The 12157-nt window shown below is 43.1% G+C and carries 13 protein-coding genes; 12 read left to right on the top strand and 1 reads right to left on the bottom strand.

Annotation, left to right across the window (positions count from 1 at the left end; genetic code table 11):
* Positions 1–6: 6 nt before the first annotated feature.
* The gene (locus tag H513_RS0103685; protein WP_026799498.1) at positions 7–882 is read right to left on the bottom strand and encodes a YitT family protein; all 876 of its coding nucleotides are present in this window, start codon (positions 880–882) and stop codon (positions 7–9) included.
* 160 nt (positions 883–1042) lie between these two features.
* On the opposite strand from H513_RS0103685, the gene H513_RS0103680 reads away from it, so the two are divergent.
* The 12 genes from H513_RS0103680 (at position 1043) to H513_RS21130 (ending at position 12123) form a co-directional block, all read left to right on the top strand.
* Positions 1043–1393: a nucleotide pyrophosphohydrolase gene (locus H513_RS0103680; RefSeq protein WP_026799497.1), complete on the top strand. Its 351-nt coding sequence runs from the start codon at positions 1043–1045 to the stop codon at positions 1391–1393.
* The gene (gene dapB, locus H513_RS0103675) at positions 1386–2186 is read left to right on the top strand and encodes a 4-hydroxy-tetrahydrodipicolinate reductase (protein WP_026799496.1); all 801 of its coding nucleotides are present in this window, start codon (positions 1386–1388) and stop codon (positions 2184–2186) included. Before H513_RS0103680 ends, dapB begins: the two co-directional genes overlap by 8 nt.
* A gap of 12 nt (positions 2187–2198) precedes the next feature.
* A complete protein-coding gene (mgsA, locus tag H513_RS0103670) occupies positions 2199–2612 on the top strand; it encodes a methylglyoxal synthase (RefSeq protein ID WP_026799495.1) in 414 nt (137 codons plus the stop codon).
* A gap of 5 nt (positions 2613–2617) precedes the next feature.
* The gene (gene bshA / locus H513_RS0103665; RefSeq protein ID WP_026799494.1) at positions 2618–3769 is read left to right on the top strand and encodes an N-acetyl-alpha-D-glucosaminyl L-malate synthase BshA; all 1152 of its coding nucleotides are present in this window, start codon (positions 2618–2620) and stop codon (positions 3767–3769) included.
* Positions 3759–4958 carry a CCA tRNA nucleotidyltransferase gene (locus H513_RS0103660; protein ID WP_026799493.1) on the top strand — a complete coding sequence of 400 codons (1200 nt, stop codon included), beginning with the start codon at positions 3759–3761 and terminating at the stop codon, positions 4956–4958. Before bshA ends, H513_RS0103660 begins: the two co-directional genes overlap by 11 nt.
* On the top strand, positions 4934–5932 hold the full coding sequence (locus tag H513_RS0103655) for a biotin--[acetyl-CoA-carboxylase] ligase (protein WP_026799492.1): 999 nt from the start codon (positions 4934–4936) through the stop codon (positions 5930–5932). The genes H513_RS0103660 and H513_RS0103655 overlap by 25 nt, the downstream gene beginning before the upstream one ends.
* Positions 5919–6758 carry a 3-methyl-2-oxobutanoate hydroxymethyltransferase gene (gene panB / locus H513_RS0103650; RefSeq protein WP_026799491.1) on the top strand — a complete coding sequence of 280 codons (840 nt, stop codon included), beginning with the start codon at positions 5919–5921 and terminating at the stop codon, positions 6756–6758. The genes H513_RS0103655 and panB overlap by 14 nt, the downstream gene beginning before the upstream one ends.
* Complete coding sequence (gene panC, locus H513_RS0103645; protein WP_026799490.1) at positions 6755–7627, top strand: pantoate--beta-alanine ligase; 873 nt, start codon at positions 6755–6757, stop codon at positions 7625–7627. Before panB ends, panC begins: the two co-directional genes overlap by 4 nt.
* Before the next feature lie 14 nt (positions 7628–7641).
* The gene (gene panD, locus H513_RS0103640; RefSeq protein ID WP_026799489.1) at positions 7642–8025 is read left to right on the top strand and encodes an aspartate 1-decarboxylase; all 384 of its coding nucleotides are present in this window, start codon (positions 7642–7644) and stop codon (positions 8023–8025) included.
* 48 nt (positions 8026–8073) lie between these two features.
* Positions 8074–10875, top strand: a complete 2802-nt coding sequence (dinG, locus tag H513_RS0103635) for an ATP-dependent DNA helicase DinG (protein WP_026799488.1) — start codon at positions 8074–8076, stop codon at positions 10873–10875.
* Between the two features lie 54 nt (positions 10876–10929).
* Complete coding sequence (locus H513_RS0103630) at positions 10930–11724, top strand: ComEC/Rec2 family competence protein (RefSeq protein WP_026799487.1); 795 nt, start codon at positions 10930–10932, stop codon at positions 11722–11724.
* A 225-nt stretch (positions 11725–11949) separates the two neighbouring features.
* Positions 11950–12123: a YpmA family protein gene (locus H513_RS21130; RefSeq protein WP_081658163.1), complete on the top strand. Its 174-nt coding sequence runs from the start codon at positions 11950–11952 to the stop codon at positions 12121–12123.
* The last annotated feature ends 34 nt before the right edge of the window (positions 12124–12157 follow it).

Below are 12157 nucleotides of genomic sequence, written 5' to 3'. Positions count from 1 at the left end.
CTTTTTTTAATTTGATATTGGATTTTTGTTCTCATCTAAAGTGAAACCTTCTCCTAGTACATCATGTACCGTAGTCACAGCTACGAACGCATGTGGGTCGATTGAATCCACAATGGTCTTCAAGCGAACAATTTCGTTTCTCGCAACTACACAGTAAAGAACGTCTCTTGATTCTCCGGTGAAGCTCCCTTTCCCTTGAAGAACCGTCACTCCTCGGTCCATCTCTTCCATAATCTTAGCTGAAATGGCATTGCTGTCTTTCGAGATAATCGTTGCTCCACGTGCAGCGTAGGCTCCTTCTTGAATGAAATCGATAACGCGTGCTCCAATGAACACAGCGACTAACGTATACATCCCCTCTACTAAGTTTAAATAGAGAAGAATAGAGGCCCCGATGACAAACACATCAAATAAGAACATCGTTCGTCCCATGCTCCAGCCTACGTATTTATGTACGAGCCGTGCGATAATGTCAACTCCGCCAGTGGTTCCGCCACTATAAAAGATAATCCCTAGACCAACTCCGATGAATACGCCTGCAAATAGGGCGACAAGTGTCATATCATCTTCTAACGGAATATCGATCATATATTGTTGGAAGAGCCATAAAAATACGGAAACGGCGAAAGTGCCGATAACGGAATAAATTAACGTATTACGTCCAAGTAACTTCCATCCGACAATAAACACGGGGATGTTTAATACAAGGTTCGTAATGGAGACGTCCCAATCAAATAAGTAGTTAAGTAAGAGAATGATTCCTGTAAATCCGCCTTCAGCTAAATTGTTCTGCATGTTAAAGTGGACAATACCAAAGCTGAAGATGGCTGATCCGAGTAGGATCAAGAGTACGTTTTTTAGTTTTAATCCTGCTAGACTCATTGTCTATACCTCCACTTCTTGGCATAACTTCCTACATTATAGGCATAGTGTATCCGAAGTTACAATAATCCTTCCGACATGGACTAAAAAATTTGTCAAATGACGCGCTTTTAGCTAACATGGAAGGGATAACGTGTACGTAGAAAGCGGGTGAACTAGAATGGATGAGAAGAGTCATTTAACTACGAAAGAGATGCAAGAGCGTGTGCATACATATATTTCTCAATTTAAAGAGGGGTACTTCTCCCCACTGAGCATGACAGCTAGGTTAACCGAAGAAATAGGGGAGCTGGCTCGTGAGATCAACCATCACTATGGTGAAAAGCCAAAGAAAGATAGTGAGGATGAAAAGGCAATTAGTGAAGAATTTGGTGATTTACTCTTTGTTATGATGTGCTTTGCCAATTCACTCGATATTGACGTAGAAGAGAGTTTTAATGGTGTTATGAATAAATTTGAAACACGAGATAAAGACCGTTGGACGAGAAAAGAGGAGGATGATCATGAGTAAGACAAGAATTATAGTAGCAGGCCCAAGAGGACGAATGGGGCTTGAAGCGGTTAAATTGGTAGCCAATGAAGAGGATTTCGAGTTAGTAGCGGCGATTGATCGCAAGTATGATGGATACATAGTAAAGGACATAGATGGGATGCCATCTTTGGATGCGCCCGTATATACCGATGTAGAGGCTTGCTTTGAAGCGGTTGAAGCGGATGTATTGATTGATTTAACGATTCCTGAAGTAGGCTATAAACATAGTCGTTTAGCGCTTGAATACGGAATTCGACCAGTTGTCGGAACAACTGGATTTACAAAAGACCAGTTAAATGAACTTCAACAACTGGCAGAAGGAAAAGGGTTAGGCATAATTATCGCCCCGAACTTCGCGGTTGGTGCTGTACTTATGATGCAGTTTGCTAAGATGGCTGCGAAATACTTCCCAGATGTCGAAATTATCGAACGTCACCATGACCAGAAACTAGATGCTCCAAGTGGGACGGCAGCGAAGACGGCAGAGCTGATTCAAGAAGTTCGCCATGAGAAAAAACAAGGCCACGAAAATGAAACTGAGACCATTGAAGGAGCACGTGGAGCAGACGTAGACGGAATGAGAATTCACAGTGTTCGGCTGCCAGGACTCGTTGCACATCAAGAAGTCATGTTCGGAGCTTCCGGTCAAACGTTAACCATTAAACATGATTCCTACAACCGAGAGTCCTTTATGTCAGGTGTCAAATTATGTGTGGATGAAGTACAAAAAATCGATACGCTTGTTTACGGCTTAGAAAATCTATTACAGTAAAGGAGCGAAACCATGAATATTGCATTGATTGCCCATGATCAAAAAAAGGCGGATATGGTTCAATTCTCTACCGCTTATAAACACATTTTAGAAAACCATACGCTATACGCTACAGGGACAACAGGAACACGAATTTCAGACGCAACAGGATTACCTGTACACAAATTCAAATCAGGTCCACTAGGTGGAGACCAACAGATTGGTGCTTATATTGCAGACAACCAAATGGATGTGGTCATCTTCTTCCGGGACCCTTTGACTGCTCAACCACATGAGCCAGACGTAAGTGCGCTGCTTCGTTTGTGTGATGTTTACCAAATTCCTTTAGCTACAAATTTGGCGGCAGGTGAAATTGTCATTCGAGCCATTGATCGTGGCGACTTTCAATGGAGGGAAATCGTTCACGAGAACAATCAGCAAGGGTGAAAAACATGAAGCCAACTAAAATAGGAATTACATGCTATCCGACTGTCGGAGGGTCTGGCGTCATTGCGACAGAACTCGGCAAGTTATTAGCGGAACATGGATACGAGGTCCATTTCATTACGTCCAACGTGCCGTTTCGATTGAACCGCGTCTATCCGAATATTTATTATCATGAAGTAGAAGTCAATCACTATCCAGTCTTTCAATACCCGCCATATGACCTAGCATTAGCCAATAAGATGGCAGAGGTTGTAGAGCGGGAAGGGATTGACATCTTGCACGTTCACTATGCCATGCCGCACGCGATTTGTGCCATCCTAGCGAAGGAAATGGTCAGTCATGACTTGAAAATCGTGACAACGTTGCACGGAACAGATATCACGGTCCTTGGTGTAGACTCCTCGCTAAAACGGATGATCCGATTTGGGATTGAGAAATCAGACAGGGTTACTGCCGTTTCTGAGAGCTTAGTGCATCAGACGAAAGACATGCTACAAGTAGAAAGAGACATGGATGTTGTCTATAACTTTGTGGATGAAAGAGAATACCGTAAACATGATGTCAGTCATCTTCGAGAAGAGTATGGCATTAGCTCTCATGAGAAAGTGCTTATTCATATTTCGAACTTCAGAAAGGTGAAGCGCGTTCAAGATGTAATCTTAGCGTTTGAACAAGTAGCTGCTAAAGTTGACGCTAAATTATTGCTTGTTGGTGATGGACCTGAGTATTCAGCGATTTGTCAGCTTGTCCAAGAGAAGGGCTTAAGAGACCGAGTCTTATTCCTTGGCAAACAAGAGAATGTCTCTGAATTGCTTTCATTAGCTGATCTTAAACTCCTCTTATCTGAGAAAGAGAGCTTTGGACTTGTCTTGTTGGAAGCAATGTCTTGTGGTGTTCCTTGTATTGGCACGAATATCGGCGGGATTCCTGAAGTTATTGGGCACGGTAAATCAGGATTTATTGCAGAAGTTGGCGATGTAGACCAAATTGCCTCCTATGCACTACAAATCTTACAAGATGATGAGCTATCGAGTACATTCATTACGAATGGACTGCAACGTGTTCAAAATGAGTTTCATTCCGCCACAATCCGTGAGCACTATGAATCCATCTATAAGGAATTGCTTCAGCAAAGGAGTCTTGTTCATGAAGGATAAATTTGAAGAGGCAAAACCGATATTAACAACGCTGATGGCCGCTGGCCATCAGGCGTTTTTTGTCGGGGGTGCGGTACGGGATTATTTACTTGGACGTGAAAGTGGAGATGTGGATATTGCAACATCTGCACGACCAGAACAAGTCCAAGCGCTCTTCCAGAAGGTGATTCCTGTTGGGATTGAACATGGTACAGTCATGGTGAGACACTGCGGAGAATCTTACGAAGTTACGACGTTTCGAGTTGAAGGGGAGTATTCGGATTTCCGCCATCCAGACCACGTATCCTTTACTTCTTCTATCGAAGAAGACCTATCAAGACGAGACTTCACCATCAATGCAATTGCAATGGATGTAGAGGGTGGAATCGTCGACCCTTACCATGGGCAACAAGACTTGAGGCAACAGGTGCTAAATACAGTACGCGATGCATCACAGCGATTTCTTGAAGACCCGCTTCGAATGATGAGGGCAGCACGCTTTGTCAGTCAATTAGGCTTTCGATTATCCCCGAATACTAAAGAAGCTCTAACAACTTCTCGAGAGCTGTTGAAGGAGATAGCGGTTGAACGCATTGCGGTAGAAATGGAGAAATTAATAGCAGGTCGTTACGTACAAGAAGGAGTGGAGCTTCTTGTTGAAAGCGGCTTGGTCCACGAACTACCAATCTTTCGTAATCGTAACAATCTAGTGCCGGTCTTAGAGTCAGTTACGAGCCGTCCATTACAAGATATGGCATCTTTCCTTTCGTTGCTTGTTCATTATTCAACCATTGATGTGAAGACGTTCATGACAGAATGGAAGCTATCAAAGGCGACAAAGAATAAAGCGCATACATTGCTTGATGGTCTTGAGCGTTTGTCTTGTGATCCACTTCCTTACGTTTTATATCGAGTGGGTGAAGAACTTCTGGATTCCTTCCGTGAATTGATGGATTCGGTAGGATATGACCAATTACACCCTAAAACATCAGTAGGGAAACTCTTTAAAGAGCTTCCGATAAAGAGTCGAGCAGACTTGGCAGTAGACGGGAAGGACATAAAAGAACTGTTCCCAGATGAAAAGCCAGGTCCATGGATTCAAAACTTATTAAATGATATTGAATATCATGTCCTCCTAGGACAACTGCAAAATGACCGCAACACCATTAGAGAGTGGGTGATTGAATGGAATCCACACGATCCAAGTTAATTCATTTATTACAAGACCGAGAGCGTGAATATGTTTCTGGTCAAGTGCTTTCAGAAGCTTTGAATATTAGTCGTTCAGCAATCTGGAAGCATATGAAGGAATTAGAGAAAGATGGGTACACCATAGAAGCTGCTCCTAGGAAGGGGTATCGAATCGTTCATACTCCTGATAAATTAAGTGCAAATACGGTGAAATGGGGACTTGAGACAAACTGGCTAGGGCAGCGGCTGCACCATTACAGTAGCGTAGGCTCAACACAGTTGCATGCCCATGAATTCGCTCAACAAAATGCGGAGCATGGAACTGTGGTTCTTGCTGATGAACAGACAAGGGGAAGAGGTCGCTTGAATCGGTCTTGGCATTCTAGAAAAGGGGAAGGCGTCTGGATGAGCATGCTCTTGCGCCCGGAGATTGAACCTCACCGAGCGCCTCAAATGACTTTGTTAGCAGCGACTGTCTTGGCAGAAGTGCTTAAAACACATTGTGGGATGAAGCCTCAAATAAAATGGCCCAATGATATCCTTTCAAATGGGAAGAAGCTTGCAGGCATTTTAACTGAACTTCAAGCAGAACATGATCAAATCCAGTACATCGTGTTAGGGACAGGGATTAATGTAAACCATGAAGCGGAGCATTTTCCTGAAGAGATTCAATCTATTGCAACATCCGTTCGGAATGAAACGGGTCAATCCTTTGAGCTTACACCATTTATTCAAGCTTTGTTGCAAACGTTTGAGAAGCGATATGAGGAATACATGGAACACGGATTTCAACGCATTAAGCTTCGCTGGGAAGCATTTGCTTATCGAATTGGGGAACGCGTTGTAGTGAAGACAGCGAAGCGAGAGTGGCGGGCTCTTCTATTAGGGATTGAGCCAGATGGAGCTTTAAAAGTATGTGATGAAGATGGGAAAGAAGAGATTCTCTATTCAGCAGAAATAAAGTGGGGGAAAGATGAGGATGAAAACACATAAACAGTTGGGTCAAATGAAGAAGACCGGGAAAAAGATCGCTATGGTCACAGCCTATGACTATCCTTCTGCGAAACAAGCAGAAACAAGTGGAGTAGATATGATCCTTGTAGGAGATTCACTTGGGATGGTTGTGCTTGGCTATGAATCAACAATACCAGTGACAGTAGACGATATGATTCATCATGGGAAAGCAGTGAAAAGAGGGGCACCAAATACATACCTCGTTGTAGATATGCCCTTTATGTCCTATCACGTATCTATGGAGCAAACACTCCTTCATGCTAAGCGAATGTTTCAAGAGACAAGCGCGCACGCCTTGAAAGTTGAAGGAGCCGGAGAGGTATTGAACGTGATTCAGAAGTTAACGTTCGCTGGGATACCTGTTGTTGCTCACCTAGGTCTTACACCACAATCCGTTCATGTGTTAGGTGGTTATAAAGTACAGGGGAAAGAGCTAGAAGCAGCTCAACAGCTTATCGATGATGCAAAAGCGACAGAAAGAAGTGGAGCCATCGCTCTCGTCCTTGAATGTGTGCCGAGCTCATTAGCTGCTCTCATAGCTGAAGTTGTAAATATCCCTGTTATCGGGATTGGAGCTGGTCCTGACTGTGATGGTCAGGTACTTGTTTATCATGACCTAGTAACCTACGGTGTGGACAGGCTACCTAAATTTGCTAAAGCCTATACAAACTTGAACAGTGTAGCCAATGATGCTTTATCTGCATTCGTTCAAGAAGTGAAATCAAGCGCATTCCCTTCAGATGAACATGGTTTCTCCATTCAAGAAGAAACAATTCAGCACCTATATGGAAGTGAACGGGTATGAGAATCTTCTCAACAGCTACCGAACTCCAACAAGAACTTGCCCATCTCCGTGCCGATGGTGCCACAATTGGGTTCGTCCCTACTATGGGATACTTACATGAGGGGCATAAGAGCTTATTACTAGAAGCTCGTAATCAAAATGATATCGTTGTGTTGAGTATCTTTGTTAACCCTCTTCAATTTGGAGCGAATGAGGACCTAGACCGCTATCCAAGAGACGAAAAACGAGACATGCTCGTGGCTCTGGAGACAGAGGTAGATTTCGTGTTCATGCCTGACGTATCTGATATGTACCCGGAATCTCCTCTTGTCACCGTAAAGGTTCAATCTGGTGTCGATGTCTTGTGCGGAAGTAGTAGGCCAGGTCATTTCGATGGAGTCGCGACCGTCTTAACGAAACTATTCACGATTATCATGCCGACCAGGACTTACTTTGGTGAGAAAGATGCACAACAACTAGCTATAGTAGCGGGTCTCATTCGAGATTTCAATTTCCCAATTGAGCTGATCCCCGTTCCTACAAGGCGTGAAGCAGATGGGCTTGCCATGAGTTCAAGAAACGTCTACCTTCATGAAGATGAGAGGAAAGTGGCACCAAAGCTTCAAGAAGCATTACAGATAGGACGAGGGATGATAGTAGCAGGAGAGCGGGATGTAGAGACCATCCGTCAAGCAGTTTCCCACTTCATTAACACGCATACTCATGGTAAAATAGATTACGTTGATCTACTGGCATATCCGAGTCTGGAACGTATTCATCGTGTAGAAGGGCAAGTCATTCTGGCATTAGCTGTCTATTTTCAACAGGCGCGCCTCATCGACAATGTCATCATGGATCAACATGGACACCAAAGTACAGTGTTACGATAGGAGGACTGCGTTCTATGATGCGCACGATGATGAAATCGAAAATTCACCGCGCTCGTGTAACAGAAGCGGATTTAAATTATGTCGGCAGTATTACGATTGATGCGAATCTGCTCGACGAAGTGGGAATACTCCCACACGAAAAGGTGCAAATTGTTAATAACAATAATGGAGCACGACTAGAAACCTATGTCATCCCAGGAGAACGGAATAGTGGGGTTGTGTGCCTAAATGGCGCAGCTGCCCGGTTAGTGCAACCTGGTGATATAGTCATCGTTGTCTCTTACGCCTTAGTGGATGAGAAAGAACTTGAAACGTTTACTCCTAAGGTTGCAATTATGAATGAGCATAACGAAATTGTAGAGCTTATTCATCAGGAACCACCGTTAACGGTGCTCTAACTCCCTATTGTTTGGGAGTTTTCTTTTTAGTTGAAAGAAGGTGTACGAATGACGAAATATGTAATAGTGGATATAGAAACAACTGGCCATTCCCCTAAAAAGGGAGACCGAATTATCGAGATTGGGATGGTTACAATTGTGGACGGAATAGTAACCGATCAGTACCAGTCGTTCGTGAATCCAGGACAACCCATCCCATCCTTTATTACTCAGTTAACGGGTATTCGCGATGAAGATGTTGAAGATGCTCCTTATTTTGAAGATGTGGTGAAAGATATTCTTAAGAGATGCCAAGACGCTTACTTTGTTGCGCATCATGTTCAATTTGATTTGAACTTTCTAAATGCGGAAGTGGAGCGTACTGGGCATGTACCTTTACATATGAAAGTACTAGATACAGTTGAACTAGCTCGAATCTTGGTTCCAGAAGCTCCTGGGTATAAATTGTCTCAGCTAGCCGAATTTCTAAACGTTCAACATGATGACCCCCATCGAGCTCTTAGTGATGCAGCGGTTACTGGGGATGTACTTCTACAGCTGTTGCAGCGAGGGGAGGCATTACCGTATGAAACGTTAAATTCCCTTATGGACCTTGAACGAAAGCTGAAAAGTGACTGGTCAGAACATTTACGAAACTGGATGAATCAACAAGCGTTTACGGTAGAAGAACGAGACGATTTAGAAATTTTCCGGGGGATTGCATTACGTAAACCAGTGTCTGATGAGGATGAGCCTCACGTGTCCTTTGAGGGGTTTGAGCCATTTCTTGAAGATACTCTTGGTGAGAATGGCTTTATGAGCAAGCATTTGTCTTATTATGAGAGACGCGAAGGCCAGGAAGAAATGGCTCATTGTATTTATGATGCTTTTCAGTCACATGATCATGCCTTAATTGAAGCAGAGACAGGTACTGGGAAGTCACTTGCCTATTTGTTACCTGCTATTTATGAGAGTGTCAAAGAAAATGAGCGCGTCATGATTAGTACGCATACCACTCAGTTGCAAGCGCAGCTGTTAACGAGCGAAATTCCAAGACTACAGAGCGTCCTTCCTTTCAACTTTAAGACGGCATTAATGAAAGGGAAGCAGCACTATCTAAGCTTGAAGAAATTTGAATATGAGCTACAGACGAGCGGACGTGATAATTATGATGTCACTTTAACAAAGGCGATGATTCTCGTATGGTTGACTCAAACTACAACAGGTGATAGTGACGAAATTCAACTACCGAGCAGTGGGCAGATTTTCTGGAGACGTGTATCGGCTGAGGCGGAGGGATATCTAGACCCGAAATCCCCTTGGTTTTCTCGGTCATTCTATCAACGTGCTAGAAAGAAAGCTCAGCAAGCAAATCTCGTTATTACGAACCATTCGTTGTTGTGTGCAGATTTAGTAAGTGAGCACCAGCTATTGCCCTCATATGGCAAGATGATTATTGATGAAGCCCATCATCTAGAAACAACAGCAGCGAGATATTTTGGTTTAAAGCTTGATTATGTATCCTTCCAATACTTATTGAATGAAATTGGGAGCGATAAGCCCGGTGATTGGATGTCATCCCTACATGCTTCCTATCCGGAAATGTCTGAGCGTCACCGAAAGAGCGACTGGGAGAAACTCATGATCCATATGAAAGAGGATGCAGACGAACTCTTTCGATATTTATTCTCCTATGTTTCAAAGAAGAAACAAAAGGACATTAGCTTAAATGATGTTGGGCGTTACCAATATCGCTACACCATTAACGATGAACATAAAGAAGCGTGGCAGGCAGTCACTGAAATGTCAGAACGCGTGCTCTTTAACGTCCGTGATGCGATTACGTATCTGCGAAGACTGAAAGAATGGATTACAGCAGCGGAATCATCAGAAGAAGCGAAACGTTGGACGGATGACCTATCGATGTATATGGACAGGATGGAGAGCGTTATTGACAGCATTGACCAACTGCTACTTGAAGATCATGAACATCAAGTGAAGTGGATTGAAATTGAAGCTCATGGTGCGAAGAATGCAGTCTACTTAAATAGCGAACCCATTGAGGTTGCTTCGCTCTTAAAGGATGCGCTGTTCGACAAGAAAGAGAGCATTGTGTTGACAAGTGCCACATTAACCATGAAGCAATCGTTCTCGTATATACAGAAGCGGCTTGGACTTGAAGAGGCGGCGAGTACGAAGCAGATAGAATCCCCGTTCAATTACAAAGAACAGGTGCAACTGTTCGTACCGAACGACTTTCCAGATATAAAGGGTAAAGACCAAGAGGCATTTATTTACGCAACGTGTGAGGCCATTTATTCGCTAGCAACAGTTACGAAAGGGCGGATGCTTGTGCTCTTTACCTCTTACGATATGTTAAGAAAAACGTACAGTGCTATTAAAGAATTTATGACACAAGATGAATTTGTATTGATTGCCCAAGGGATATCAAGTGGGAGCAGAGCAAGGTTAAAGAAGAATTTTCAATCCTTCGATCAATCAATCTTATTTGGGACGAGTTCGTTTTGGGAGGGTGTAGACATACCTGGTGAAGACTTAAGTTCACTTGTTATTGTCCGACTGCCTTTCCAGCCCCCTGATCATCCGGTATATGAGGCAAAGGCGGAAGCACTTAAAGAACAAGGGCGTAATGCCTTTATGGATCTTTCCCTGCCTAATGCAGTTATAAGATTTAAACAAGGCTTTGGTCGATTAATCCGCTCCTCAACCGATCGTGGAATTGTGTTCGTGTGCGATGACCGCATCGTAACGAAGAAATATGGGAAATATTTCACGGATTCAATCCCGAATGTCAAGGTAGTTCATGATTCTACTCACCATTTAATGAATCACGCGAAAGATTGGTTATAAACAGAATGGAACAACGCATCCTAATAGGTAGTCTGTATAAAGAGGTGCATGTAGATGCGTTGGCTTTCCATTGTAGTCATCATCTGTATCGGCTTGAACTTGCCTACACATGTTGTGGCGGACTTAGCGCCTTTACAGCCTAATGTAATTCGTTATGCTTTCTTTGATCTGCCTGATGGGGAATCGATGCTTATCCAAACGGGTAGAGGAGAACAATTCTTATTTAACACGGGGTCAGCTGCTAGCGAAGAAGCGTTGGTCGGTTATTTGGATGATTTCCATATTCACCACTTAGATGCAATCATTCTAACCAATCAGACAAGCGAAACGTGTGGAAATACTGGCAAGCTTATGAACCGCCTTAGTGTAGAGAAACTCATCTATTCAGGGGAAGTGCAGCAAGTCTGTGGAGAGGTTCCGCGGGACGTTGAAAGTGATAAATGGGAGCACAATCAATCCTATGAATTAACACCAGGAATCTCCATACGAGTATTGCCTGGGATGAAAGAAGAGGAAATGAGCCTATTTATTCAATATGGATATACATCTTTGTTGTATATGGCTACAGGAGATGTGAAAGCAGAGCAAAGGATGATGGATAGTTATCCGTTGAAGGCAGAGCTGTTGAAGGTTGGCGATTATGCATCCACACAGTCACCAACACTGCCTCTCCTAGATACCATTGACCCTCATTTAGCGATTATTTATGATGTGAAAGGCAAAGAAGTGAATGAAGGGCTTATGGCACGCTTTCAGGAGTCATGGATTGACGTCTATCAGCTTAAAGAAGTTGGAACGATGGTGATTCAGTGCACACCTGATGAATATGAAATTCTTAAGACGGACTAAGCCTTAGCTTAGTCCGTAAAAAAACCTGCACAACTATGGTTGTACAGGCAAATGGTAGGGTTTGAAATCAAATTTTAAATTTTTGCGAATGGAACGCGTGTAGCTGTTATAATAAACTTTGGTAAGTTTGATTACTGGTGTACCTTTATTGTTACCCCTCTGGTCAGTTGTATGACTTACAATATCTGTTCTAAAGTTCCATGAATGCATTTTGGGAGGGATACCATGGAAGATCATAAAATAGAGGTTCTATCCACTGTACGAGTTGAAAACTCAAGTGAACTGTACAAGATTGTGGATTCATTAAATCGAACATTAAAAGAGCAGGATTTAATGTTTGGATTAGCATTGGATGATGAAGATGAGAACACAGCGGTTTTCACAATATACCGAACGTAGTCGTCTACGTATTGTACTCTGGTCACTCGTCGCT

The sequence above is a fragment of the Pontibacillus halophilus JSM 076056 = DSM 19796 genome, from assembly GCF_000425205.1.
Taxonomy (GTDB): Bacteria; Bacillota; Bacilli; order Bacillales; family BH030062; genus Pontibacillus_A; species Pontibacillus_A halophilus.
Note: the sequence above shows the minus strand (reverse complement) of the source record. Positions and strands in the feature narration are given on the sequence as shown.